The sequence below is a fragment of the Pseudomonas sp. CAU 1711 genome (assembly GCF_039888625.1).
In the GTDB taxonomy this organism is placed as follows: domain Bacteria; phylum Pseudomonadota; class Gammaproteobacteria; order Pseudomonadales; family Pseudomonadaceae; genus Aquipseudomonas.
The window spans coordinates 121,245-145,386 of sequence record NZ_JBDQQT010000006.1 but is presented as its reverse complement, the minus strand read 5'-3'; the positions used below and the strand labels follow the sequence as shown (position 1 = coordinate 145,386).

General features: G+C 69.3%; 22 protein-coding genes. 15 read left to right on the top strand and 7 right to left on the bottom strand.

The genetic code is table 11. The annotated features are described in order from the left end of the window. The first annotated feature begins 104 nt into the window (after window positions 1–104). Window positions 105–1,265 (top strand): iron-containing alcohol dehydrogenase, encoded by a 1,161-nt coding sequence (locus tag AAFN46_RS08665; RefSeq protein ID WP_347808276.1) that lies wholly within the window; start codon window positions 105–107, stop codon window positions 1,263–1,265. A 368-nt stretch (window positions 1,266–1,633) separates the two neighbouring features. Here AAFN46_RS08665 and AAFN46_RS08660 read toward each other — a convergent pair whose 3' ends face one another. Next, window positions 1,634–3,538 carry a sigma-54-dependent Fis family transcriptional regulator gene (locus tag AAFN46_RS08660; RefSeq protein WP_347808275.1) on the bottom strand — a complete coding sequence of 635 codons (1,905 nt, stop codon included), beginning with the start codon at window positions 3,536–3,538 and terminating at the stop codon, window positions 1,634–1,636. Between the two features lie 295 nt (window positions 3,539–3,833). Between AAFN46_RS08660 and AAFN46_RS08655 the strand changes: the two genes are divergently transcribed. Beyond that, complete coding sequence (locus AAFN46_RS08655) at window positions 3,834–5,354, top strand: aldehyde dehydrogenase family protein (protein ID WP_347808274.1); 1,521 nt, start codon at window positions 3,834–3,836, stop codon at window positions 5,352–5,354. 238 nt (window positions 5,355–5,592) lie between these two features. On the opposite strand, the gene AAFN46_RS08650 is transcribed toward AAFN46_RS08655, so the two are convergent. Continuing rightward, the gene (locus tag AAFN46_RS08650) at window positions 5,593–6,630 is read right to left on the bottom strand and encodes an AraC family transcriptional regulator (RefSeq protein ID WP_347808273.1); all 1,038 of its coding nucleotides are present in this window, start codon (window positions 6,628–6,630) and stop codon (window positions 5,593–5,595) included. A gap of 258 nt (window positions 6,631–6,888) precedes the next feature. On the opposite strand from AAFN46_RS08650, the gene eat reads away from it, so the two are divergent. The 7 genes from eat to AAFN46_RS08615 all read left to right on the top strand — a co-directional run bounded on the left by eat (window position 6,889) and on the right by AAFN46_RS08615 (window position 13,336). Continuing rightward, complete coding sequence (gene eat / locus AAFN46_RS08645) at window positions 6,889–8,253, top strand: ethanolamine permease (protein ID WP_347808272.1); 1,365 nt, start codon at window positions 6,889–6,891, stop codon at window positions 8,251–8,253. A 57-nt stretch (window positions 8,254–8,310) separates the two neighbouring features. Next, window positions 8,311–9,705, top strand: coding sequence for an ethanolamine ammonia-lyase subunit EutB (locus AAFN46_RS08640; RefSeq protein ID WP_347808271.1), 1,395 nt, complete (start codon window positions 8,311–8,313; stop codon window positions 9,703–9,705). After that, complete coding sequence (eutC, locus tag AAFN46_RS08635) at window positions 9,702–10,550, top strand: ethanolamine ammonia-lyase subunit EutC (protein WP_347808270.1); 849 nt, start codon at window positions 9,702–9,704, stop codon at window positions 10,548–10,550. Before AAFN46_RS08640 ends, eutC begins: the two co-directional genes overlap by 4 nt. Window positions 10,551–10,667: 117 nt before the next feature. Beyond that, entirely contained in the window at window positions 10,668–11,120 is a 453-nt protein-coding gene (locus AAFN46_RS08630) for a GNAT family N-acetyltransferase (protein ID WP_347808269.1), read from the top strand. A 45-nt stretch (window positions 11,121–11,165) separates the two neighbouring features. Then, the gene (locus AAFN46_RS08625) at window positions 11,166–11,954 is read left to right on the top strand and encodes a M90 family metallopeptidase (RefSeq protein ID WP_347808268.1); all 789 of its coding nucleotides are present in this window, start codon (window positions 11,166–11,168) and stop codon (window positions 11,952–11,954) included. A gap of 75 nt (window positions 11,955–12,029) precedes the next feature. Beyond that, window positions 12,030–12,902 (top strand): thioredoxin, encoded by an 873-nt coding sequence (gene trxA, locus AAFN46_RS08620; protein WP_347808267.1) that lies wholly within the window; start codon window positions 12,030–12,032, stop codon window positions 12,900–12,902. Next, entirely contained in the window at window positions 12,902–13,336 is a 435-nt protein-coding gene (locus AAFN46_RS08615) for a thioesterase family protein (protein ID WP_347808266.1), read from the top strand. Before trxA ends, AAFN46_RS08615 begins: the two co-directional genes overlap by 1 nt. A 77-nt stretch (window positions 13,337–13,413) precedes the next feature. On the opposite strand, the gene AAFN46_RS08610 is transcribed toward AAFN46_RS08615, so the two are convergent. Continuing rightward, window positions 13,414–13,749: a hypothetical protein gene (locus tag AAFN46_RS08610; protein ID WP_347808265.1), complete on the bottom strand. Its 336-nt coding sequence runs from the start codon at window positions 13,747–13,749 to the stop codon at window positions 13,414–13,416. 113 nt (window positions 13,750–13,862) lie between these two features. On the opposite strand from AAFN46_RS08610, the gene AAFN46_RS08605 reads away from it, so the two are divergent. From AAFN46_RS08605 to AAFN46_RS08585, 5 genes are all read left to right on the top strand, one after another. Beyond that, a complete protein-coding gene (locus tag AAFN46_RS08605; protein WP_347808264.1) occupies window positions 13,863–14,435 on the top strand; it encodes a DUF2796 domain-containing protein in 573 nt (190 codons plus the stop codon). A 96-nt stretch (window positions 14,436–14,531) separates the two neighbouring features. After that, on the top strand, window positions 14,532–15,239 hold the full coding sequence (locus tag AAFN46_RS08600) for an ABC transporter ATP-binding protein (RefSeq protein ID WP_347808263.1): 708 nt from the start codon (window positions 14,532–14,534) through the stop codon (window positions 15,237–15,239). A gap of 1 nt (window position 15,240) precedes the next feature. Next, on the top strand, window positions 15,241–16,503 hold the full coding sequence (locus AAFN46_RS08595) for an ABC transporter permease (protein WP_347808262.1): 1,263 nt from the start codon (window positions 15,241–15,243) through the stop codon (window positions 16,501–16,503). 8 nt (window positions 16,504–16,511) lie between these two features. Then, complete coding sequence (locus tag AAFN46_RS08590; protein ID WP_347808261.1) at window positions 16,512–17,024, top strand: DUF3299 domain-containing protein; 513 nt, start codon at window positions 16,512–16,514, stop codon at window positions 17,022–17,024. 134 nt (window positions 17,025–17,158) lie between these two features. Next, complete coding sequence (locus AAFN46_RS08585; protein ID WP_347808260.1) at window positions 17,159–17,860, top strand: OmpW family outer membrane protein; 702 nt, start codon at window positions 17,159–17,161, stop codon at window positions 17,858–17,860. A 58-nt stretch (window positions 17,861–17,918) separates the two neighbouring features. On the opposite strand, the gene AAFN46_RS08580 is transcribed toward AAFN46_RS08585, so the two are convergent. The 4 genes from AAFN46_RS08580 to rpmE all read right to left on the bottom strand — a co-directional run bounded on the left by AAFN46_RS08580 (window position 17,919) and on the right by rpmE (window position 21,728). Beyond that, a complete protein-coding gene (locus AAFN46_RS08580) occupies window positions 17,919–19,187 on the bottom strand; it encodes a malic enzyme-like NAD(P)-binding protein (protein WP_347808259.1) in 1,269 nt (422 codons plus the stop codon). A gap of 86 nt (window positions 19,188–19,273) precedes the next feature. After that, window positions 19,274–20,710 carry a M48 family metalloprotease gene (locus AAFN46_RS08575; protein WP_347808258.1) on the bottom strand — a complete coding sequence of 479 codons (1,437 nt, stop codon included), beginning with the start codon at window positions 20,708–20,710 and terminating at the stop codon, window positions 19,274–19,276. Further along, complete coding sequence (locus tag AAFN46_RS08570) at window positions 20,707–21,507, bottom strand: thermonuclease family protein (RefSeq protein ID WP_347808385.1); 801 nt, start codon at window positions 21,505–21,507, stop codon at window positions 20,707–20,709. Before AAFN46_RS08570 ends, AAFN46_RS08575 begins: the two co-directional genes overlap by 4 nt. An 8-nt stretch (window positions 21,508–21,515) precedes the next feature. After that, complete coding sequence (gene rpmE / locus AAFN46_RS08565) at window positions 21,516–21,728, bottom strand: 50S ribosomal protein L31 (protein WP_347808257.1); 213 nt, start codon at window positions 21,726–21,728, stop codon at window positions 21,516–21,518. A 164-nt stretch (window positions 21,729–21,892) separates the two neighbouring features. Between rpmE and AAFN46_RS08560 the strand changes: the two genes are divergently transcribed. Continuing rightward, entirely contained in the window at window positions 21,893–24,112 is a 2,220-nt protein-coding gene (locus AAFN46_RS08560; protein WP_347808256.1) for a primosomal protein N', read from the top strand. Window positions 24,113–24,142: the final 30 nt, after the last annotated feature.

Genomic DNA, 24,142 nt, shown 5'->3' with positions numbered 1-24,142 from the left:
GGGCAGGGGCGGCCCGCGTAGGGTGAGGGAGTTACCGACAACTCGCCCCTCACCCCTACCCTCTCCCGAGGGGAGAGGGAGCACACAAATATCGAGGCCCAACCATGAGCAAGACCGCCAACTGGAACTACCCGACCTCGGTGCGCTTCGGCGCCGGGCGGATCAAGGAGCTGCCGGCGCTGTGCCAGAGCCTGGGCATGCAGCGCCCGCTGCTGGTCACCGACCGCGGCCTGGCCAACGCGCCGATCACCACCGCCGCCCTCGACTCGCTGAAGGCCGCCGGCCTCGGCGCGGCCCTGTTCAGCGAGCTCAAGCCCAACCCGGTCGGCGCCAACCTCGACGCCGGCCTGGCCGCCTACCGCGCCGGCCAGCACGATGGCGTGGTCGCCTTCGGCGGCGGCAGCGGCCTGGACATGGGCAAGTTGATCGCCTTCATGAGTGGGCAGAGCCGCCCGGTGTGGGATTTCGAGGATGTCGGCGACTGGTGGACCCGCGCCGACCCCAAGGGCATCGCGCCGATCATCGCCGTGCCGACCACCGCCGGCACCGGCTCGGAAGTCGGCCGCGCCGGCATCCTCACCGACGAGCGCAGCCATACCAAGCGCATCATCTTCCACCCGCAGATGATGCCGAAGATCGTCGTCAGCGATCCCGAGCTGACCGTCGGCATGCCCGCCTGGGTCACCGCAGGCACCGGCATGGACGCCTTCTCCCACTGCCTGGAGGCCTACTGCGCGCCCGGCTTCCACCCCATGGCCGACGGCATCGCGGTGGAGGGCATGCGCCTGATCCAGCAGTCGCTGGTACGCGCGGTGAAGACCCCGGACGATCTCGACGCCCGCGCCGACATGCTGGCCGCCGCCGCCATGGGCGCCACCGCCTTCCAGAAGGGCCTCGGCGGCATGCACGCCCTGGCCCATCCGATCGGCGCGCTGTACGACAGCCACCACGGCATGACCAACGCGGTGCTGATGCCCTATGTGCTGCAGTTCAACCGCAGCCAGATCGAGGAGCGCATCACCCGCCTGGCCGCCTACCTGGGCCTGGCCAACCCCGGCTTCGCCAGCTTCCTCGACCTGGTCATGCGCCTGCGTGAGGACAGCGGCGTGCCGCACAGCCTGGCCGAGCTGAAGGTGACCGACGAGCACGCGGCCCTGGTGGCGAAGATGGCGGTGCTCGACCCCTCCGCCGGCGGCAACCCCAGGCCGCTCAGCGAGGCCGACTGCGCGCGGCTGTTCGACGACGCCCTGCACGGCCGCCTGTAGCGCTGCACGAAAAACCGCCAGGCCCGCCGCAGCGCAGGCCTGGCGGCGCCTGCAAGCAACGCCGAACAGCTTGTCCACAGCCTTGCCCAGGGTTTCTGTGGGCAAGCACCGAGGCTCATTGGTGGGTAAATCACTGGCTGAAAATCAGGCAGCGCCCGGCAGCCCCCGGCAGGCCTTGCCTGGCGCCGCCTGCGCACAACTTACCCACAGAGTGGCGCACAGTTACTGTGCCTAAAACGAGAGCTAAGTCGCTGAATAAGCTCGAAATTCAACCAGAGAACGGGAAGCCTTGGCGGCCCTGGGCGGGCGCGCCTTGCCGACAGCTTATCCACAGCTTCATCCACCCCCACTGGGGGTAACTGCGCCGCTCAGGCGTGGCGGCGAATGCCGTGGCGCTGCAGCTTGCGGTACAGGGTGTTGCGGCTGATGCCGAGCGCGGCCGCCACCCGGCTGACGTGCCAGCGCTGCGCGTCGAGCAGGCGCAGCAGGGTGTCGCGCTCGGCCTGGGCCAGCGGGTCTTCGCCCGGTTCGACCACTGGCCGCGCCGCTGGCGCCGCGCGCAGCTCCTCGGGCAAATCGTCCAGGCCGATGCAGTCGTCCTCGCACAGCGCCAGCAGGGTGCGCAGCACGCTGCGCAGCTGACGCACGTTGCCCGGCCAGGAATAGTCCAGCAGGGCCTGGCGCGCCGCGCGTTCCAGACGTACCGGCGCGCCCTTGGCCTCCTCGGCCAGCAGCTGGTCGAGCAGGGCCTCGCGGTCCTCGCGCTCGCGCAGCGGCGGCAGGCGCAGTTGCAGGCCATTGAGACGGTAGAACAGGTCCTCGCGGAACTGCCCGCTGGCAACCAGTGCGCCGAGGTCGCGGTGGCTGGCGCTGATCAGGCGCAGGTCCACCGGCTGCGCCTCCAGGGCGCCGACCGGCACCACCGCACGCTCCTCCAGCACCCGCAGCAGGCGGGTCTGCATGGCCAGCGGCATGTCGCCGATCTCGTCGAGGAACAGGGTGCCGCCGTCGGCCTGCTGCAGCTTGCCGCGCATGCCTTCCTTGCGCGCGCCGGTGAAGCTGCCGCCGCGGTAGCCGAACAGCTCGCTCTCGATCAGCGACTCGGGGATCGCCGCGCAGTTGATCGCCACGAACGGCTTGCCGCGCCGCGAGCAGGACCGGTGCAGGGCGCGGGCGAAGGCCTCCTTGCCCGAGCCGGTCTCGCCGCCGATCAGCAGCGGCACGTCGCGCTCGTAGACCTTGAGGCCACGGCGAAAGGCCTCACTCAGCTGACTATCCCGCAGGCACAGGCCGGGCACCTGCACTACGGGGACTCGCGGCACCAGCGGTGCAGAAGTGCTGCGCCGCTGACCACGCAGCATGGCATGCAGCAGCTGGCCGTCTTGGGTGCGCAGCGGCCAGGCCGCACCGGGCTGCGGCGAGGCGCGGGCGAACAGCTCGTCCAGCGGCACGTCGAACAGGGTTTCAAGGGAGCGCCCGAGCAGTTCGGCGCGGGCCATGCCCAGCAGGTTCAGCGCGCTCTGGTTGGCCGCGCGCACCCGGCCGTCGCCGCCGAAGGCCAGCAGGCCCTCGCTGAACAGGCCGATGTACTCGGCCTGGGCATGGAAGCGCAGCAGCCAGTCATTCTCGTAGCTGCGCAGGAAGTAGCAGCCCTCGATGGCCTTGGCCGACAGGTTGACCAGCGCCATGGTGTGGAACTGGCTCTGCCGCGACACATCGCGACGCGCCGAGGACACGTCGAGCACGGCCAGCAGATCGCCATGCGGGTCGAACACCGGGCTGGCCGAGCAGGTCAGGCCGGTGTGGCGCGAACGGAAGTGCTCGTCCTGATGAATGGTCAGCGCCTGGCGCTCGACCAGGCAGGTGCCGATGCCGTTGGTGCCCTCGCAGGCCTCGCTCCAGTCGGCGCCCAGCCACAGCCCGGCGCGCTCGAAGGTGCGCTGCTCGCTCTGCTGGGTCACGCAGTTGAGGATCACCCCGCGCGCATCGGTGAGCAACACGGCATGTCCGGAGCCGGCCAGCTGGCGATGCAGGCTGTTCATCTCGCCATTGGCGATCTCCAGCACCTGGCGCGAGCGCTCGCGGCATTCGAGCATGCGCGCGTGTTCCAGCACCGCCGGGGCCATGGCCTGGGCCGGGTCGAGGTGGTGCTGCTCCAGGCAGCGCAGCCAGGAACGCGCCACCGATGGGTCTGCCGCGGGGCCGGCCAGCGCCGCCCCGCCCTGAGCCACGCGCAGCACGCGCTGGGCGTGGCGGCTCTGTTGAGTGCGCATTGTTATTGTTCTCCGCGCGGGGGGAGGCAGCCCGCGCCCGCGTCCCGGCAGCATCCTCCAGCCTCGCGGGCAATGCAACGGCAAAATGACCGACCAGTCCGCGACTGTCCCGCTATTGCAACAGAGTGTCACCCCACCCTGTTCCAGGCCTGACACGGCGCCGCGTCGCAGAGTCGCGCGACTGCGCCGCAGGCCTCGCCGCGCCTGGCCTGCGCCCCTCTGGCCCAGCGCTTGCTCTGCTCCTGGCAGCGTCTCGACGCACTCCCCAACAAGCACAAGAGCCAGGAGATTCCCCATGATCTATGCCCAACCCGGCACCCCCGGCGCCATCGTTTCCTTCAAGGCGCGCTACGGCAACTACATCGGCGGCGAATTCGTCGCGCCGGTGGCCGGCCAGTACTTCACCAACAACTCGCCGGTCAACGGCCAGCCGATCGCCGAATTCCCCCGCTCCAGCGCCGCCGATATCGACAAGGCGCTGGACGCCGCCCACGCCGCCGCCGATGCCTGGGGCCGCACCAGCGTGCAGGAGCGCTCCAACATCCTGCTCAGAATCGCCGACCGCATCGAGACCAACCTGGAACTGCTGGCCGTCACCGAGACCTGGGACAACGGCAAGGCCGTGCGCGAGACGCTGAACGCCGACATCCCGCTGGCCGCCGACCACTTCCGCTACTTCGCCGGCTGCATCCGCGCCCAGGAAGGCGGCGCCGCCGAGATCGACGCCGGCACCGTGGCCTATCACATCCACGAGCCGCTGGGCGTGGTCGGGCAGATCATCCCGTGGAACTTCCCGCTGCTGATGGCCGCCTGGAAGCTGGCCCCGGCCCTGGCCGCCGGCAACTGCATCGTGCTCAAGCCGGCCGAGCAGACCCCGCTGGGCATCAGCGTGCTGCTGGAGCTGATCGGCGACCTGCTGCCGGCCGGCGTGCTCAACGTGGTGCACGGCTTCGGCAAGGAAGCCGGCGAGGCCCTGGCGACCAGCAAGCGCATCGCCAAGATCGCCTTCACCGGCTCCACCCCGGTGGGCTCGCACATCTTGAAATGCGCCGCCGAGAACATCATCCCCAGCACCGTGGAGCTGGGCGGCAAGAGCCCGAACATCTACTTCGAGGACATCATGCAGGCCGAGCCGGCCTTTATCGAGAAGGCCGCCGAGGGTCTGGTGCTGGCCTTCTTCAACCAGGGCGAGGTGTGCACCTGCCCGTCGCGCGCGCTGGTGCAGGAGTCCATCTACCCGGCGTTCATGGCCGAGGTGATGAAGAAAGTGGCGGCGATCAAGCGCGGCAACCCGCTGGACACCGAGACCATGGTCGGCGCCCAGGCCTCCGAGCAGCAGTTCGACAAGATTCTCTCCTACCTGCAGATCGCCCAGCAGGAAGGCGCCGAAGTGCTCACCGGCGGCGGCGTGGAGCGGCTCGCCGGCGATCTGGCCAGCGGCTATTACATCCAGCCGACCCTGCTCAAGGGGCACAACAAGATGCGCGTGTTCCAGGAGGAGATCTTCGGCCCGGTGGTCGGCGTCACCACCTTCAAGGACGAGGCCGAGGCCCTGGCCATCGCCAACGACACCGAGTTCGGCCTCGGCGCCGGCCTGTGGACCCGCGACATCAACCGCGCCTACCGCATGGGCCGCGGCATCAAGGCCGGCCGGGTGTGGACCAACTGCTACCACCTGTACCCGGCGCACGCCGCCTTCGGTGGCTACAAGAAGTCCGGCGTCGGCCGCGAGACCCACAAGATGATGCTCGACCACTACCAGCAGACCAAGAACCTGCTGGTCAGCTACGACATCAACCCGCTCGGCTTCTTCTGAGTCATCCGAGGTCGAAAGCGCCGCCTTGAGGCGGCGCTTTCGTTTGTGCTGGGCTCAGAGCGTAGGCTGGGTTAGGACGTAGGCTGGGTTAGCCGCCTACATAGTGTTCAGTTCTGGCGTCGAACTGGCGGCGGCGTAACCCAGCAGAACCGCCACGCCGGGTTACGCCGCTCCGAGCCTCGGCGGTAAATACAGACAAGGTGACGCGCGGCTAACCCAGCCTACAGGCGGGACCCAGTCAAGCGTCGCGCCACTGCCGCGGACTGACTCCGAACCAGCGGCGGAAGGCGCGCGAGAAGGCGCTGGTCTCCGAATAGCCGAGCAGCGGCGCCAGCTCGGAGATCGGCCGGCGCTGGCGCAGGTAGTGCACGGCCAGCTCGCGGCGGGTCTGCTCGACCAGCTGAGTGAAGCTCAGGCCGGCATCGCGCAGGCGCCGCTGCAGGCCCAGGGCACTCAGCCCGAGCCGCTCGGCGATCTGCTCCAGCACCGGCTCGCCGCGCGTCAGCGCCAGGCGAATCTGGCTGCCGGCATCCTCGACCAGGCTCGGCCCGACATCCCGCTCGCCCAGGCGGCGAATCACGTCCTGCACCAGGAACAGCAGATTGGCGTCGCGTTCGGGCATCAGCCGGCCCTGCAGATCGCCCTTGGACACCAGCAGCGAGTTGCACGGCCGGGCGAACTGCACCGGCGCGCCGAACGCCTCGACATGTTCCTGCCACTGCTCCGGACGGCGGTGCTCGAAGGTCACCGCGCGCGGCGCCCAGCCCTCGCCGAGCACATGACGCAGCAGGTTGGCGACCATGCCCATGGTCAGCTCGGCGTCCTGGCGACGGTCGAGAATGGCGTCGTGCTGCACCTGATAGTCGAAGCGGTAACACTCGCCGCAGTCGACCAGGCGGATCAGGCTGCTGTGCTGGTGGTAGGGAAAGGCTGCGGCGAAGTTGCGCAGGGCGTCTTCCAGGGTCTCCGAACACAGCCCGACATAGCCCAGCAGGCCGAGGGCCTGGGGGCGGAACTGCTGGCCATAGCGCAGGCCGAAGTTGTCGCAGCCGGACTGCCGCGCGGCCTCCTCCAGCACCTGGCAGTAGCTGGTCAGCGGCAGGCTGAGGGTGGGGTGGCGCAGCTGCTCCGGATCGATGCCGGCGCGGCCGAACACCCGGTCGAGATCGCCGCCCTGACGGGTGATGAAGCCCTCCAGGCCACTGGCGGCGGCCGACAGCACGCCGACATTGCTGGCGGGGGCGAGGCTGGCACTGGCGAACAGGGACTGGCTCATGGCGACGACTGTCTGCGGGTGAAGGATGAAGCATCCAAGCAAATGCCATGCCTCTGCCAGGCTGACGGCGCCGCGAAACCGCGCCACGCGGATCGCCCCGAAACGGGGCAAGACATCCGACCCACGCCCCGCCTGGGCGCGCGCGGATTTGACCGCAGGCGACCGTGACGGTCGGCCAGGGTCAAGTTCCGCCACGAGCATCGTCCTAACATCGGTCTCAGTCAAACGCGCATGCCCCCGGGCAGAGGAATGAGAAAAATGACTACACAGCTGAAACCGACACTGGGAACCTTGCATCTATGGGGCCTCGCCGTGGGCCTGGTGATCTCCGGCGAATACTTCGGCTGGAGCTACGGCTGGGGTACCGCCGGCACCCTGGGCTTTCTCATCACCGCGCTGATGGTCGCGGCCATGTACACCTGCTTCATCTTCAGCTTCACCGAGCTGACCACCGCCATTCCCCACGCCGGCGGCCCCTTCGCCTACAGCCGGCGGGCCTTCGGCGAGCGCGGCGGGCTGATCGCCGGCATGGCCACGCTGATCGAGTTCGTCTTCGCCCCGCCGGCCATCGCCATGGCCATCGGCGCCTACCTCAACGTGCAGTTTCCCGAGCTGGACCCACGGCATGCCGCGGTCGGCGCCTACCTGGTGTTCATGACCCTGAACATCCTCGGCGTCAGCATCGCCGCCACCTTCGAGCTGGTGGTCACGGTGCTGGCGGTGGCCGAGCTGCTGGTGTTCATGGGCGTGGTGGCGCCGGGCTTCAGCTTCAGCAACTTCGTCGTCGGCGGCTGGGCCGGCAGCGACAGCTTCGGCCTGCCGGCGATCTCCGGTATCTTCGCCGCCATCCCCTTCGCCATCTGGTTCTTCCTCGCCATCGAGGGCGCGGCCATGGCCGCCGAGGAGGCCAAGGACCCGCAGCGCACCATTCCGCGCGCCTATATCGCCGGCATCCTGACCCTGGTGTTCCTCGCCATCGGCGTGATGGTGATGGCCGGCGGCGTCGGCGACTGGCGCGAGCTGTCGAACATCAACGACCCGCTGCCGCAGGCGATGAAGGCGGTGGTCGGCGACAACTCGACCTGGATGCACATGCTGGTGTGGATCGGCCTGTTCGGCCTGGTGGCCAGCTTCCACGGCATCATCCTCGGCTACTCCCGACAGTTCTTCGCCCTGGCCCGCGCCGGCTACCTGCCGGCCGGCCTGGCCAAGCTGTCGCGCTTCCGCACCCCGCATCGCGCCATCCTCGCCGGCGGCGTGGTGGGCATCGCGGCGATCTACAGCGACGGCCTGATCAACCTGCAGGGCATGAGCCTGACCGCGGCGATGATCACCATGAGCGTGTTCGGCGCCATCGTCATGTACATCATCAGCATGCTCAGCCTGTTCAAGCTGCGCGTGAGCGAGCCGAACCTGGAGCGCGCCTTCAAGGCCCCGGGCTACCCGCTGGTGCCGGCCATCGCCCTGATCCTGGCGCTGGTCTGCCTGGTGGCCATGGTCTGGTTCAACACCCTGATCGCCGCGATCTTCCTCGGCTTCATGGCCGCCGGCTTCCTCTACTTCCAGTTCACCGCCCACCAGCGCGCCAGCGCGCCGACCGACGTCCTGCTCAGCCAGGCCTGAGGTCACCCCGCCCCGCCGACCAACACCGGCGGGGCACCTTGATTGCCGGAGCATCGCATGAGCAGTTATTCCCATACGGTCGCGGGCCACACCTGGCGTTTCGACAGCCTGCGCGAGGTGATGGCCAAGGCCAGCCCGGCGCGCTCCGGCGACTACCTGGCCGGCGTCGCCGCGAGCAGCGACGTCGAGCGGGTGGCGGCGCAGATGTGCCTGGCCGAGATTCCGCTCACGCGCTTCCTCGACGAGGCGCTGATTCCCTATGAACAGGACGAGGTCACCCGCCTGATCCTCGACGGCCACGACCGCGCCGCCTTCGCTCCGGTCAGCCACCTGACGGTGGGCGGCCTGCGCGACTGGCTGCTCGGCGACGCGGCCGACGAGGCCAGCCTGCGCGCCCTGGCCCCGGGCCTGACGCCGGAGATGGCGGCCGCCGTGTCGAAGATCATGCGCGTGCAGGATCTGGTGCTGGTGGCGCAGAAGATCCGCGTGGTCACCCGCTTTCGCAACACCCAGGGCCTGCGCGGGCGCATGTCCACCCGCCTGCAGCCGAATCACCCGACCGACGAGCCGGCCGGCATCGCCGCCAGCATTCTCGACGGCCTGCTCTACGGCAACGGCGACGCCATGCTCGGCATCAACCCGGCCAGCGACAGCCTCAGCGCCATCGGCGAGATGCTGCGCATGCTCGATGGGGTGATCCAGCGCTACGAGATTCCCACCCAGGCCTGCGTGCTGACCCACGTCACCACCTCGATCGAGGCGATCAACCGCGGCGTGCCGCTGGACCTAGTGTTCCAGTCCATCGCCGGCAGCGAGGCGGCCAACGCCAGCTTCGGCATCAGCCTGAGCATCCTCCAGGAAGGCTACGAGGCCGGCCTGTCGCAAGGTCGCGGCACCCTGGGCAACAACCTGATGTACTTCGAGACCGGCCAGGGCAGCGCGCTGTCGGCGGGCGCCCACCACGGCGTCGACCAGCAGACCTGCGAGGCCCGCGCCTACGCGGTGGCCCGCCACTTCAAGCCGTTCCTGGTCAACACCGTGGTCGGCTTCATCGGCCCCGAGTACCTGTACAACGGCAAGCAGATCATCCGCGCCGGTCTGGAAGACCACTTCTGCGGCAAGCTGCTGGGCCTGCCGATGGGCTGCGACATCTGCTACACCAACCACGCCGAGGCCGACCAGGACGACATGGACACCCTGCTGACCCTGTTCGGCGTGGCCGGCATCAACTTCATCATGGGCATTCCCGGCTCCGACGACGTGATGCTCAACTACCAGACCACCTCCTTCCACGACGCCCTCTACGCGCGCCGCACCCTCGGCCTCAGGCCTGCGCCGGAATTCGAGGCCTGGCTCGAGCGCATGGACATCCTGCGCCAGCGCGACGGCCGCCTGGAGCTCGGCCGGCAACTGCCGGCGCCCTTCCGCAAAGCCCTGGAGCAACTGGCATGAGCGCCTTCGAAGCCGGCACCGGCGAACTGCAGTGCGCCCACGAAGCCAGCCTGGAGCGCGACGAAACGGTGATCGCCAACCCCTGGCAGGCGCTGCGCCGCCTGACGCCCGCGCGCATCGCCCTGGGCCGTGCCGGCAGCAGTCTGCCGACGGCCGCGCAGCTGGACTTCCAGCACGCCCACGCCCAGGCCCGCGACGCCGTACACCTGGCCTTCGACCACGCCGCCCTGGCCGCCGGCCTGGCCGAACGCGGCCGCCCCAGCCTGCACCTGCGCAGCGCCGCCGCCGACCGCCACACTTACCTGCAGCGCCCGGACCTGGGCCGCCGCCTGCACCCGGACTCCGCCGCGCTGCTGCGCCAGCAGCCCCGGGGCCACGACCTGGCCATCGTCATCGCCGACGGCCTGTCGGCCCTGGCCGTGCAGCGCCACGCCCTGCCCTTCCTCGAACGCCTGGAGGAGCTGACGGCGGAGGAAGGCTGGCGCCTGGCGCCGGTCGCCCTGGTCGAGCAGGGCCGGGTGGCGGTGGCCGACGAGATCGGCGAGCTGCTCGGCGCACGCATGGTGGTGATCCTGATCGGCGAACGCCCCGGCCTCAGCTCGCCGGACAGCCTCGGCCTGTACTTCACCTGGGCGCCACGGGTCGGCCTCACCGACGCCCAGCGCAACTGCATCTCCAACGTGCGCCTGGAGGGGCTCAGCTACGGCGTGGCCGCGCACAAGCTGCTGTACCTGATGCGCGAGGCCTGCCGCCGCCAGCTGTCCGGGGTCAACCTCAAGGACGAGGCACAGGTGCCCAGCCTGGCGCCGGGGCTGGAGGGGCCGCGCAACTTCCTGCTGAGCTGAGAGAACAATCAAACGCTCGCTTGGATTGCGCTTTCCAGCTTCTTTGGGCAGCATCGAGCCGATCACTGGCACAGCACCCGCAGCGCCACCCCCAGTCCACTGAAGCCGAGGCCCGCCATGCGCATCGTCCAAGCCACCCTGGAACACCTGGACCTGCTGACCCCGCTGTTCATCAAGTACCGCGAGTTCTACGGCGAGCTGCCCTTCCCGGAGTCCTCGCGCAAATTCCTCGAGACCCGCATCAAGCGCAAGGAGTCGATCATCTACCTGGCCCTGGCCGACGACGAGGACAGGCTGCTCGGCTACTGCCAGCTGTTCCCCAGCTACTCCTCGCTGTCGCTCAAGCGCGTGTGGATCCTCAACGACATCTACGTGGCCGAAGACGCCCGCCGCATGCTGGTCGCCGACCGCCTGCTGCAGACCGCCAAGCAGATGGCCAGGGAGACCCAGGCCGTGCGCATGCGCGTGGCCACCAGCGAGAGCAACGAGGTGGCGCAGAAGACCTATGAGTCCATCGGCTTCCGCGTCGACGAGCGCTTCAAGCACTACACCCTCGAACTGGGCGACTGAGCCCGACCGGGGCAGGCACTGCCCCGGCCCGCCGAGAACCCGCCGATGTGGTCGTCGTTCCGCGCCTGGCGTCGCCGGCGCATCCTCTCCCGCTCGCTCTACACCACCCAGCACTGGCATGCGCTGCGCGCGCGCCTGCCGATCCTCGATGGATTGAGCGAGGCCGAAGAACAGCGCCTGTTCCAGCGCGCCATCCTGTTCCTCCACCACAAGCGCCTGACCGCCCTGCCCGGCGTCGAACTGGACGAACTGGACCGCCTGAGCCTGGCCGCCCAGGCCGAGCTGCCGCTGCTGCACCTGGGCGAGCTGGACTGGTACCGGGGCTTCCACGAGATCGTCCTGTATCCGGACGACTTCCTCAGCCCGCAGCGTCATCGCGACGCCGCCGGGGTCGAGCACGAATGGGACGACGCGCGCAGCGGCGAGGCCTGGCAGCAGGGCCCGGTGATTCTGGCCTGGCCCGGCGTGCACAGCAGCGGCGGCTGGGACGCCTACAACCTGGTGATCCATGAGCTGGCGCACAAGCTCGACATGTTGAACGGCGACGCCAACGGCCTGCCGCCACTGCACCGCGACATGCGCATCGCCGACTGGGCCGCCGCCATGCAGGGCGCCTTCGACCGGATGAACGCCCAGCTCGACGCCGCCCCCGAGGCCGAAACCGCCATCGACCCCTACGCGGCGGAAAACCCCGCCGAGTTCTTCGCGGTGACCAGCGAATACTTCTTCAGCGCCCCCGACCTGCTGGCCGAAGCCTTCCCGGCGGTGTACGCGCAGCTCGCCGCCTTCTACCGCCAGGATCCGCTGGCGCGTCTGCACAAACTGCAAACCTGACATCAGTAGCACTTGTATCCACCGCGCCGCGCCCGCATTTATAGTTTCAGCCTTTTCGCCTTTCCGAGATTTGCCATGAGCGATACCCCCTATATCTTCGACGTATCCGGCGCCGCCAGCTTCGAGCAGCTGGTGATCGAGAACTCCTTCCACAAGCCGGTGCTGGTGGACTTCTGGGCCGAATGGTGCGCGCCGTGCAAGGCGCTGATGCCGCTGCTGGCGAAAATCGCCGAGGAGTATCGCGGCGAGCTGCTGCTGGCCAAGGTCGACTGCGACGCGGAGCAGGACATCGTCATGCGCTTCGGCATTCGCAGCCTGCCGACCGTGGTGCTGTTCAAGGACGGCCAGCCGGTCGACGGCTTCGCCGGCGCCCAGCCGGAGTCGGCCATCCGCGAGATGCTCAAGCCCCATGTGGCCGAGCCGGCGCCGCTGGCCGCCGACCCGCTGGAGACGGCCCGAGCGCTGTTCGCCGAGGAGCGTTTCGGCGAGGCCGAGGCCCTGCTCAAGCAGCTGCTGAGCGAGAACAACGAGAACGCCGCGGCGCTGATCCTCTACGCCCGCTGCCTGGCCGAACGCGGCGAGCTGGGCGAAGCGGAGGCGGTGCTGAATGCGGTCAAGAGTGACGAGCACAAGCAGGCCCTGGCCGGTGCCCGCGCGCAACTGACCTTCCTGCGTCAGGCCGCCAGCCTGCCGGACAGCGCCGAGCTGAAGAGCCGCCTGGCACAGAACCCGGGCGACGACGAGGCCTGCTACCAGCTGGCCATCCAGCAGCTGGCGCGCCAGCAGTACGAGGCGGCGCTGGAGGGCCTGCTCAAGCTGTTCGTGCACAACCGCGGCTTCCAGGAAGGCGCGCCGCACAAGACCCTGCTGCAGGTGTTCGACCTGCTCGGTGGCGACCACCCGCTGGTGACCCTGTATCGACGCAAGCTGTACCAGGCGATCTACTGATGACACCCTTCCGCCTGCTGCTACGGGTACGCTACGGCGAGTGTGACGCCCAGCAGGTGGTGTTCAACGCCCGCTACGGCGATTACGTCGACGTGGCGGTCACCGAGTTCTACCGCGCCCTGTTCGGTAGCTACCAGGCCCTGCTGGAGCAGGGCCTGGACAGCCAGGTGGTGCGCATGGTCACCGACTGGAGCGCGCCGGCGCGCTTCGACGACGTGCTGCAGCTGGAGGTGAGCACCCTGCGCCTGGGCAGCAGCTCCTTCGCCCTGGAGGTGGACATCCGCCGCCAGGCCGACCAGGCGGCCATCGCCCGCGCCGAGGTCACCTACGTGATGGTCGACGCCCAGGCCTTCAGCAAGACGGCCATTCCCGACACCATCCGCAGCCAATTGGAACGTGGCGCGCCGGGTGTGATAGTCGACCAGGCCGGCTAGGCGGCCGCGCGCCGGCACTCATCGCGACCAGAGCCCCGGCGATCGTCGCGCTCCTCCCATCCTCCGCACTCGCCGCCTCAGCCCACCCAGTGGTAAATCGGCGCCTCGTCAGCGCTCTCGACCCGCACCTGCGGGCAGTGGCGCAGACGCACCAGCAGGCGCTTGCCGGCCGCTTCGTCGCCGGCCAGGGCGGCCAGCTCACCCAGCAGCTGCGGGCCTTCCATGCGACCGGTGCGCTGCAACAGCTCCAGGGCACTCGACCACAGGCCATCCGCCGCATGGGCCGTCCGGGCACGCGGCGCCGCTGCCGCCTCGGACGGCAGATGGGCGGCCAGCTGGGCCCAATCCTCGGCATCCATCTCCAGCGTCAGGTCCACCGGCCAGTCGCCGACTCGCCCCTTGATTCGCAGCATCTTTTCCACTCCCGGACTTCAGGCCGTCATGCTGCCACGCCGACCGAGGCTGGCCAATCGCGACGGTTAAGTGTTACAAGATAACCTAACACTTGACCACCGGAGCCCCACCCATGCGCCGCACCCTGCTCGCCCTGCCCCTCGCCCTGCTGCCCCTGAGCATCGCCCAGGCCGCCAACCACGGGCACGACCATGACCACGAGGAACACGGCAGCCTCGCCGCTCACGAGCACGGCCTCGCCAGCCTCAACGTGGCGCTGGACGGCGGCACCCTGGAGATCCAGCTGCAGAGCCCGGCAATCAACCTGGTCGGCTTCGAACACGAGGCCAAGAGCGACGCCGACAAGGCCAAGGTCGCTGCAGCACGCAAGCAGCTGGAGCAACCCCAGGCGCTGTTCGCCCTGCCCATCGAGGCCAAGTGCACACTGGCGAACAGCGCCCTGGAAAGCCCGCTGTTCGCCGGGCACAAGCACGAGGAACATGGGCACGACGAGGAGAGCGACCATAGCAATATCGACGCCAGCTACCACTTCGCCTGCGCCAACCCCGAGGCGCTCAAGGTTTTGGAGCTGGGCACCTTCTTCGGTACCTTCCCCGCCACCGAGAAGCTGCAAGTGCAGCTGATCGGCCCGAGCGGCCAGCAGGGTGCCGAGCTGACGCCGAAAGCCCCGCGCCTGAGCTTCTGATCCCCGCGCTGCCCGCCCCCGCTCGCGAAGCCCGACTCGCGGGCGGGGCCCTCTTCTCGGTTAAGCTATCGCCTCCTTACTCCGCACGGCCCGCCCATGCCCGACGCACTGATCGAACTATCCGACTTAGGCTTCGCCTGGCCCGGCCAGGCCGAGCTGCTGGACATCCCGGCCTTCCGCCTGCAGCGCGGCGAGAGCCTGTTTCTCAAGGGGCCCAGCGGCAGCGGCAAGACCACCTTGCTCGGCCTGCTCGGCGGCGTGCAGAAGCCCGGACGCGGCAGTCTGCGGTTGCTCGGCCAGGAGCTGGCGACCCTGTCCGCCGCCGCCCGCGATCGCTTCCGCGTCGACCACACCGGCTACATCTTCCAGCAGTTCAATCTGCTGCCCTTCCTCTCCGTGCGCGAGAATGTCGAGCTGCCCTGCCGCTTCTCGAAGAGCCGCGCGCGGCGGGCCGCCGAACGCTATGGCAGCGTGGACGCCGCCGCCGCACAGCTGCTCGAACACCTGGGGCTGAAGACCGAACTGCTGCAGCGCCGCGCCGATTCGCTATCCATCGGCCAGCAGCAGCGGGTCGCCGCCGCCCGCGCGCTGATCGGCCAGCCTGAGCTGGTGATCGCCGACGAGCCGACCTCGGCGCTGGACCATGACGCCCGCGAAGCCTTCCTCCAGCTGCTGTTCGCCGAATGCCGCGCCGCCGGCGCCAGCCTGCTGTTCGTCAGCCACGACCAGAGCCTGGCGCCGCTGTTCGACCGCAGCCTGTCGCTGGCCGAGCTGAACCGCGCCAGCAAACCCGCCGAGGCCTGACATGCACCTGATCCGCATCGCCCTGGCCAGCCTGGCCAACCGCCGCTTCACCGCGCTGCTCACGGTGTTCGCCATCGCCCTCTCGGTATGCCTGCTGCTGGCCGTCGAGCGGGTGCGCAGCGAGGCGCGCGCCAGCTTCGCCAGCACCATCAGCGGCACCGACCTGATAGTCGGTGCGCGCTCGGGCAGCGTGAATCTGCTGCTGTACTCGGTGTTTCGCATCGGCAACGCCACCAACAATATCCGCTGGGAGAGCTACGAGGCCCTGGCCAACAATCCACAAGTGAAGTGGGCCATTCCGCTGTCGCTGGGCGACTCGCACCGCGGCTACCGGGTGCTGGGCACCGAAACCGGCTACTTCGAGCACTACCGCTACGGCCGCGGCCAACAGCTGCAGCTGGCCGAGGGCAAGCCGTTCGCCGAACTGTTCGAGGTGGTGCTCGGCGCCGAGGTGGCCGAGGCGCTGAAGTACCGGCTGGGCGACCGGATCGTCCTGGCCCACGGCGTGGCCAGCGTCAGCCTGACCCAGCACGACGACAAACCCTTCGTGGTCAGCGGCATCCTCGCCCGCACCGGCACGCCGGTGGACCGCACCCTGCACATCTCGCTACAGGGCATGGAGGCGCTGCACGTGGACTGGCAGGGCGGCATGCCGGCGCGCGGCGCAGCCAGGATCTCGGCCGAGCAGGCGCGCGAGATGGGCCTGCAGCCCAAGGCGATCACCGCCATGCTGCTCGGCCTGAAGAGCAAGATCGCCACCTTCGCCGTGCAGCGCCAGGTCAACGAGTATCGCGGCGAGCCGCTGCTGGCGATCCTCCCCGGCGTGGCCCTGCAGGAGCTGTGGAGCCTGATGGGCACGGCGGAGATGGCGCTGTTCGTGGTCTCCCTGTTCGTCGTGCTGACCGGCCTGATCGGCATGCTCACGGCCATCCTCACCAGCCTCAACGAGCGCCGCCGGGAGATGGCCATCCTGCGCTCGGCCGGCGCACGCCCCTGGCATATCGCCGGCCTGCTGGTGTTCGAGGCCTTCGCCCTGGCCCTGGCCGGCGCCCTGCTGGGCCTGGCCCTGCTGTATGTCGGCATCGCCGCCAGCCAGGGCTGGGTGCAGGCGCAGTACGGCCTGTACCTGCCGCTGGCGCTGCCCAGCCCCTATGAGTGGAGCCTGCTCGGCGCTATTCTGGGCGCCGCCCTGCTGATGGGCGGCGTACCGGCCTGGCGCGCCTACCGCCAGTCGCTGGCCGACGGCCTGTCCATTCGTCTGTGAGGTTGCCCATGCGTCATCTGCTGTTCGCCCTGCTGCTCGCCATCGTCTCCCCGCTGTGGGCGGCAGAGCCCCGCGAGCTGACCTGGAGCGCACTGGTCCCGGCGGATGCGCCGCCGCAGCAGGCGCAGCAGATGCCGATGCACGACCTCACCCAGCTGGCCGACGCCCTGGCCGCCGAGAGCGCCCCGGCGGCCCGCCAGCAGTCGCCGGCGGCACCGGTGGTGCGCGAACTCGACGGCCAGCGGATCAAGCTGCCCGGCTACATAGTGCCGCTGGACGTTACCGAGGAGGGTCGGGTGACCGAGTTCCTCTTCGTGCCCTTCTTCGGCGCCTGCATCCACGTGCCGCCACCGCCCTCCAACCAGATCGTGCATGTCAGCGCCGAGCTGGGCGTGCTGATGGACGCGCTGTACCAGCCGTTCTGGATCGAGGGTTCGCTCAAGGTCGAGCAGAGCAGCAGCGAACTGGCCGAAGCCGGCTACCGCATGGCCGCCGAGAAGATCTACCCCTACGAGATGTAGGGCCCGGCCCCTGTGCGACAGGCCGCCGCAGCTTGCCGCGCGCGGCCATTGAGCCAGGTCAAGAAGCCGGTCCGCGGGGCTCCCTAGCATGAGCGTCAGCCAACCCAACTCGCTGACGCCCCCGGAGCCCCCTGATGAACAAGCCCCTGCTCGCCTCCTCCCTGCTCGCCTCCTCCCTGCTCGCCCTCGCCCTGGCCGCCCCACTGGCCCAGGCCCACAAAGCCGGCGACATCATCCTGCGTGCCGGCGCCATCACCGTCGACCCGCATGAGAACAGCAGCGACATCTGGGTCGGCGCCCTCGGCAGCGACGTGGCCGGCACCAAGGCCACCCTGGACAGCGACACCCAGCTGGGCCTGAACCTCGCCTACATGCTCACCGACCACCTCGGCGTCGAACTGCTGGCCGCCACCCCCTTCAGCCACGCTGTCGGCGTCAAGGGCATGCCCGGCGCCTTCGCCAGCCTCAACGGCAAGCTCGGCGAACTCAAGCAGCTGCCGCCGACCCTGAGCCTGATCTACTACCCGCTGGATGCCGCCTCGGCCCTCCAGCCGTACCTGGGCGCCGGCATCAACTACACTTGGTTCTTCGACACCGAGCTCTCCGGCGAGGCCGAGGACAAGGGTTTCAGCGGCCTCGACCTGGACGACTCCTGGGGCCTGGCCGCGCAGCTCGGCCTGGACTACCTGCTGACCGACGACCTGCTGCTCAACGCCCAGCTGCGCTACATCGACATCGACACCCGGGGCAGCACCCGCTTCGGTGGCCGCGAGGTCGAGGTGGACGTCGACGTCGATCCCTTGGTCTACATGCTCGGCCTGGGCTACAGGTTCTAAGCCTGCAGAAACGAAAAAGCCCGGCGAACAGTGCCGGGCTTTTTCATGGCAACGGCACTCAGCCGTTGAACACTTCATCCACCGACTTCAGCGGATAGTGCTTCGGATAGGGCAGGGTCGCCACGCCGGTCTCGATCGCGGCCTTGGCCACGGCATCGGCCACCACGGTGATCAGACGCGCATCCATCGGCTTGGGAATGATGTACTCGCGACCGAAGGCCAGCTCGATGCCGCCGTAGGCGTCGCAGACTTCCTTGGGCACCGGCAGCTTGGCCAGGTCGCGCAGGGCGAGGGCGGCGGCGATCTTCATCTCCTCGTTGATGCGGGTGGCGCGCACGTCCAGGGCACCGCGGAAGATGAAGGGGAAGCCGAGCACGTTGTTGACCTGGTTCGGGTAGTCGGAGCGGCCGGTGGCCATGATCACGTCCGGACGGGTCTCGTGGGCCAGCTCGGGCTTGATCTCCGGGTCCGGATTGGAGCAGGCGAAGACGATCGGGTTCGGCGCCATGCGCGCCAGGTCTTCCTGGCTCAGCAGGTTGGCCCCGGACAGGCCGACGAACACGTCGGCGCCGTCGAGGGCGTCGGACAGGCTGCGCTTGTCGGTGGCGTGGGCGAATACCGCCTTGTACTGGTTGAGGTCGTCGCGGCCGGCGTGGATCACGCCCTTGCGGTCGAGCATGTAGACGTTCTCGACCTTGGCACCCATGCTCACCAGCAGCTTCATGCAGGAGATGGCGGCGGCGCCGGCACCGAGGCAGACGATCTTGGCTTGTTCCAGGGTCTTGCCGGCGATTTCCAGGGCGTTGAGCATGCCGGCGGCGGTGACGATGGCGGTGCCGTGCTGGTCGTCGTGGAACACCGGGATGTCGCACTGCTCGATCAGCGCGCGCTCGATCTCGAAGCACTCGGGCGCCTTGATGTCTTCCAGATTGATGCCGCCGAAGGTGATGGAGATGCGCTTGACCGTGTCGATGAAGGCCTGCGGGCTCTCGGCGTCGACCTCGATGTCGAACACGTCGATGCCGGCGAAACGCTTGAACAGCACGCCCTTGCCTTCCATCACCGGCTTGGAGGCCAGCGGGCCGAGGTCGCCCAGGCCGAGGATCGCGGTGCCGTCGGAAATCACTGCCACCAGATTGCCCTTGCCGGTGTAGCGGTAGGCCAGCTCGGCATCGCGGGCGATCTCGCGTACCGGCTCGGCCACACCCGGGCTGTAGGCCAGGGACAGATCACGCGCGGTGACGGTGGGCTTGGTCAGTTCGACGCTGAGTTTGCCCGGGCGGGGCTGAGCGTGATACTCGAGAGCGGCAGTTTTCAGATCGGACATTTCGGCTATTTCCGCTTTGCTATGAACGCAGGCGAGCGAGCATACGCAAGATGCTCAAGGCCCACAAGCTCGGGGCTCGCGGCGACTCAGTGAACCACTTTGAGCCAGGCGCCAGGTTGTGGCCGACCGGTCGGATACAGACCGTTGAGCAGGCGCAGGCGCTTCAGCCGATCACCCTCGCCCTCCATCTGCCGGCTCAACTCCTCCAGAGTCTGCCCGGCCTGAAAGCGCACCAGACGCAGGCGTCGCGGCTGGCCCAACTGACGCTCGCCCGCCAGCAGCGGACGAAAGCTGCGCAGCACCTCCATGAACTGCTGGTCCGCACTCTCCAGCGCGGTGCGGCCCTTGACCGCACCGACGAAGACGAAGGCGTCGCGCCCGCGCACCACCACCGCGATGCGCTTGCCACCATTGCCGGGCAGCACGCCGGTGGTCACGTCCAGGCCGTTCTGGCGGAAACTCTGCTCGGCGGAGAGGCCGCGCCCACCGGTACGCTTACGGATGAATGCGCGGGAGTCGAGCGCCTGCTGCTGCGCCTCCATGCGCATGACCATGAAGGCCTGCTGGTCGGCGCTGTGCACGATCAGCGCATCCGGGCGGTTGATCAGCTCCCAGCCCTCGGGAAAGGCCAGGGTGAAGTTCAGGCCGGCATGGTAGAAGTGCTGGCCACGGCGCACGCCGGCCTCGGCGGAGTCGCCGAAGGGCATGCCGTCGATCATCCGCAGGTAGCTGTCGCGCCCCACCTCGCCGCGGCCGGCGGCCAGCGGCGTGGCGGCGGCCACCACCTGGCGCAGGCGGGTGTCGCTGTCTGGATGGGTGTCGAACAGGCCGTGGTAGCCGGTCGGCGCCACTTCCTGGCCCTTGGCCAGGGCCTCGTCGCGGGCGAAGTCCTCCTGGTTCTTCAGCACCTTGACCACCTCGATCATCGCCTGCGGATCGTAACCGCTGCGCGCCAGGTACTGGGCGCCGAAGCCGTCGGCCTCCAGCTCCATGTCGCGACCGTAGCCGCGCACAAAGGCGCCGCCGAGGACGTTGGCCAGGTCGCCGGCGGCGCCGACGCCGGTGCCGATCGCCACGGCCTGGCCGAGGATGTTCCAGGCGGTGGACTGGCTCTGCTGGCGCACGCTGTGGCGCGCCGTGACATGCCCCACCTCGTGGCCGAGCACGGCGGCCAGCTCCGCCTCGGAGCCCAGGTAGGCCATCAGCCCGCGGTGGATATAGATGTGCCCGCCGGGAATGGCGAAGGCGTTGATGTCCGGGCTGTCGATGATGGTGAAGGTGTAGCCGAGGCCGCTGCGGTGGCTGTTGCGCGCCACCCGCTCGCCGACCCGCTGCACGTAGGCCTGCAGCTTGTCGTCGGCATAGCGCGGGTACTGGCTGGCGATTTCCTGGGCATAGCGCCGGCCCAGGTCGATCTCCTGCTGCTCGCTCATCATGACGAAGTCGGTCTTGCCGGTGGCCGGGTTGAGCGCACAACCGGCGAGCTGAGCGAGCGCGAGCAGCAGTAACAGGGGCAGTCTCATGGCAACACCTCGAGCATGGCCGCATGGGTCAGCGGCAGCATCCAGCGGGCCTGCCCCGGTTGTACGCCGCCACGGCGGGCACGGTCAATCACCCAGCCGCGCGCCTCCACCTCGCGCCCGGCCAGGCGCTGCAGGGCCGTCACATCGAAATGGCGCAGCAGCCTGGGCTCGACGCGCAGCACCAGCGGCCCGTCCAGCTCCAGCCACAGGCCACCTCGATTGCGCTGCACGGCCGCAACCCGGCCGCGCACCAGGGCGAAGCCGCCGCCACGCAGAGCGGAAGGGCTGAGCACTTTCTGCTGCTGCCACAGGCCGAGCCGCCGTTCGCGAGCCGCGGCTTCCGCCTCGCGCTGGCACACCTCCAGGCCGCTGGCCGGTTCGAAGGCCACCCGGTAGCCGAGGCCCTCGGCCAGCAGCTGCGCCTCCAGGTTATGCCCCGCGCGATCATAGGCGTGGGCCAGGGTGCGACCATAGTGGTCACGGGGCTTGGCGCCGAGGCGCAGGCCGACACGCCCGTCGCCGGCCGCCACCAGGGCCTGCAGGCGCCGGGTCGCCGCCTCGGCGAAGGGCTCGGCCGGGCGCCCGTCGCGCGCCCGTTCCGGTGCGTTGATGCCGATCAGACGCACGCTGCGCCCATCGGCCAGGCGCAGGGTATCGCCATCCACCACCTTGGCCACGGGCAGCGGCTGCAGCCCCTCGACCCGGGGACAGAAGGCCCAGGCCGGTAAAACCAGGCCGACGGAAACGAAAAAGGCGCCCACCAGGGACGCCTTTTTCAGCAACGTGGTTCGCACCACCATTCGGCTTACTTGCTGCCGAACACGCCGAAACGCTGCTTGAAGCGATCGATACGGCCGCCGGTGTCCAGCACCTTCTGCTTGCCGGTGTAGAACGGGTGGCACTCGGAGCACACGTCCAGGCTCAGCGACTTGCACAGAGTGGAACGGGTCTTGATCACGTTGCCACAGCTGCAGGTAGCGGTGACTTCTTCGTACTGCGGATGGATATCGGCTTTCATCGCTGTTTCCTCGGGTAAGGTGTGCCGCCACCCGGCCATTCGCCGAGTACCGCACGGAAATAGGCCGCGCACTATACCAGAGCGCCGCCCGCGCGCAAGTCGCAGGCGGCTCGTGGCGACGCGCGGGCATGCTAGCATCGCGCCCTCGTTTTCCGGAGTCCGTCGTGCCCGAGACCATTCTACGCCTCGCCCTGCCCTCGCCGCTGCGCCGCCTGTTCGACTACCTGGCGCCGCCGGGCGTGCCGCGCGCCGCGCTGCAGCCAGGCATGCGCCTGCGCGTGCCGTTCGGCCGCCGCGAGGTGGTGGGCGTACTGGTGGAACTGGCGGACAGCAGCGAAGTGGCGCAGGACAAGCTCAGGCCGGCCCTGCAACTGCTCGACCGCAAGCCCCCGCTGCCGGCGCCGCTGTTCCGGCTGTGCCTGTGGACGGCCCAGTACTACCAGCACAGCCTCGGCGACACCCTGAGCTGGGCTCTGCCGGTGCTGCTGCGCCAGGGCGAGCCGGCCGAGGCGCGCCAGGAGCGCTACTGGCACGCCTGCGAGGGCGCCAGCGCCAACGACCCGCGCCTGGCCCGCGCGCCGCGCCAGCGCGAGGCCCTGCGCGCCCTGGCGCAGCACCAGCACGGCGTGCCGCACTCGCTGCTGGGCAAGCTGCAACTGAACAAGGACAGCCTCGACCTGCTGCTGGACAAGGGCCTGGCGCGCGTCGAAGTGCGCCGCAGCGCGCCACTCAGCCGCCACGGCGGCTGGCTGGCGCAGCCGGAGCTGCCGCTCAACGCCGAGCAGCGCGCCGCCTTCACCGCCGTGCAGGCCGGCATGGGCGAGTTCGGCGCCTACCTGCTGCAGGGCGTCACCGGCAGCGGCAAGACCGAGGTCTACCTGCAGCTGATCCGCCACTGCCTGGAGGCCGGCCGGCAGGCCCTGGTGCTGATCCCGGAGATCAACCTGGGGCCACAGACGGTGGAGCGCTTCGCCCGTCGCTTCAACGCGCGCATCGCCCTGCTGCATTCCGGGGTCAATGATCGCGAACGCCTGGACGCCTGGCTGGCCGCCCGCGACGGCGAGGCCGATATCGTGATCGGCACCCGCTCGGCACTGTTCACCCCGCTGCACAAGCCCGGCCTGATCATCGTCGACGAGGAGCACGACGCTTCCTACAAGCAGCAGGAGGGCCTGCGCTACCACGCCCGCGACCTGGCCCTGGTGCGCGCGCGCCAAGAGAACCTGCCGATCCTGCTCGGCTCGGCCACCCCCTCGCTGGAGAGCCTGCACAACGCCCATGCCGGGCGCTACGCCCTGCTCAAGCTCAACCAGCGCGCCGGCGGCGCCCAGCCGCCGCGTTTCCTGCGCCTGGACGTGAAGAGCCTGCCGCTCGACGCCGGCATGTCCGGCCCGCTGCAGCAGGCCATCCGCCAGACCCTGGAGGCCGGCCAGCAGGCGCTGGTGTTCCTCAACCGCCGCGGCTTCGCCCCCACCCTGCTGTGCCACGACTGCGGCTGGATCAGCCAGTGCCCGCGCTGCGACGCGCGCATGACCCTGCACCAGCGGCACAACGAACTGCGCTGCCACCACTGCGGCCACGTCGAGCGGCCGCCGCGCAACTGCCCCGAGTGCAATCGCGTCGACCTGCGCCCGGTGGGCGCCGGCACCGAGCGCGCCGAGGAGCGCCTGGCCCTGCTCTACCCGCAGTTCCCGGTGCTGCGCATCGACCGCGACAGCACCTCGCGCAAGGGCGCCATGGACAGGCTGTTCGCCACCATCAACCAGGGCGAGCCGTGCATCCTGGTCGGCACCCAGATGCTCGCCAAGGGCCACCACTTCCCGCGGGTGACCCTGGTGGCCATCCTCGACGCCGACGGCGGCCTGTTCTCCGCGGATTTTCGCGCCAGCGAGCGCATGGCCCAGCTCACCGTGCAGGTGGCCGGGCGCGCCGGGCGCGCCGAGGAGCCGGGCAAGGTGATCATCCAGAGCCATCTGGCCGACCACCCGCTGCTGGTCCAGCTCACCGAGCAGGGCTACCCGGCCTTCGCCGAGCAGGCCCTGAGCGAGCGCCGCGGCGCCGGCCTGCCGCCCTTCGCCCACCTCGCCCTGCTGCGCGGCGAGGCGCACAAGCCCGGCCAGGCCGAGGCTTTTCTCGACCTGGCCTGCAGCTATGCCGAACAGCTGCGCGATGAACTCAAGCTGGGCGGCATCGAACTGCTCGGCCCGGTGCCGGCGCCGATGGAGCGCCGCGCCGGGCGTTTCCGCGCCCAGCTGCTGCTGCAATGCACCAGCCGTGCGCCGCTGCACCGGCTGCTGGCGCACTGGCTGCCGATACTCGAAGCCATGCCGGAAGGCCGCGCGGTGCGCTGGTCGCTGGATGTCGACCCGATCGATCTTTTTTGAGCGGCAAGCCACAAGCTGCAAGCCTCAAGT

What these genes read in the sequence shown, in the direction of transcription:
- AAFN46_RS08665 (WP_347808276.1), top strand. Translation starts at nt 105, where the DNA reads ATGAGCAAGACCGCCAACTGGAACTACCCGACCTCGGTGCGCTTCGGC.
- AAFN46_RS08660 (WP_347808275.1), bottom strand. Translation starts at nt 3,538, where the DNA reads ATGCGCACTCAACAGAGCCGCCACGCCCAGCGCGTGCTGCGCGTGGCT.
- AAFN46_RS08655 (WP_347808274.1), top strand. Translation starts at nt 3,834, where the DNA reads ATGATCTATGCCCAACCCGGCACCCCCGGCGCCATCGTTTCCTTCAAG.
- AAFN46_RS08650 (WP_347808273.1), bottom strand. Translation starts at nt 6,630, where the DNA reads ATGAGCCAGTCCCTGTTCGCCAGTGCCAGCCTCGCCCCCGCCAGCAAT.
- eat (WP_347808272.1), top strand. Translation starts at nt 6,889, where the DNA reads ATGACTACACAGCTGAAACCGACACTGGGAACCTTGCATCTATGGGGC.
- AAFN46_RS08640 (WP_347808271.1), top strand. Translation starts at nt 8,311, where the DNA reads ATGAGCAGTTATTCCCATACGGTCGCGGGCCACACCTGGCGTTTCGAC.
- eutC (WP_347808270.1), top strand. Translation starts at nt 9,702, where the DNA reads ATGAGCGCCTTCGAAGCCGGCACCGGCGAACTGCAGTGCGCCCACGAA.
- AAFN46_RS08630 (WP_347808269.1), top strand. Translation starts at nt 10,668, where the DNA reads ATGCGCATCGTCCAAGCCACCCTGGAACACCTGGACCTGCTGACCCCG.
- AAFN46_RS08625 (WP_347808268.1), top strand. Translation starts at nt 11,166, where the DNA reads ATGTGGTCGTCGTTCCGCGCCTGGCGTCGCCGGCGCATCCTCTCCCGC.
- trxA (WP_347808267.1), top strand. Translation starts at nt 12,030, where the DNA reads ATGAGCGATACCCCCTATATCTTCGACGTATCCGGCGCCGCCAGCTTC.
- AAFN46_RS08615 (WP_347808266.1), top strand. Translation starts at nt 12,902, where the DNA reads ATGACACCCTTCCGCCTGCTGCTACGGGTACGCTACGGCGAGTGTGAC.
- AAFN46_RS08610 (WP_347808265.1), bottom strand. Translation starts at nt 13,749, where the DNA reads ATGCTGCGAATCAAGGGGCGAGTCGGCGACTGGCCGGTGGACCTGACG.
- AAFN46_RS08605 (WP_347808264.1), top strand. Translation starts at nt 13,863, where the DNA reads ATGCGCCGCACCCTGCTCGCCCTGCCCCTCGCCCTGCTGCCCCTGAGC.
- AAFN46_RS08600 (WP_347808263.1), top strand. Translation starts at nt 14,532, where the DNA reads ATGCCCGACGCACTGATCGAACTATCCGACTTAGGCTTCGCCTGGCCC.
- AAFN46_RS08595 (WP_347808262.1), top strand. Translation starts at nt 15,241, where the DNA reads ATGCACCTGATCCGCATCGCCCTGGCCAGCCTGGCCAACCGCCGCTTC.
- AAFN46_RS08590 (WP_347808261.1), top strand. Translation starts at nt 16,512, where the DNA reads ATGCGTCATCTGCTGTTCGCCCTGCTGCTCGCCATCGTCTCCCCGCTG.
- AAFN46_RS08585 (WP_347808260.1), top strand. Translation starts at nt 17,159, where the DNA reads ATGAACAAGCCCCTGCTCGCCTCCTCCCTGCTCGCCTCCTCCCTGCTC.
- AAFN46_RS08580 (WP_347808259.1), bottom strand. Translation starts at nt 19,187, where the DNA reads ATGTCCGATCTGAAAACTGCCGCTCTCGAGTATCACGCTCAGCCCCGC.
- AAFN46_RS08575 (WP_347808258.1), bottom strand. Translation starts at nt 20,710, where the DNA reads ATGAGACTGCCCCTGTTACTGCTGCTCGCGCTCGCTCAGCTCGCCGGT.
- rpmE (WP_347808257.1), bottom strand. Translation starts at nt 21,728, where the DNA reads ATGAAAGCCGATATCCATCCGCAGTACGAAGAAGTCACCGCTACCTGC.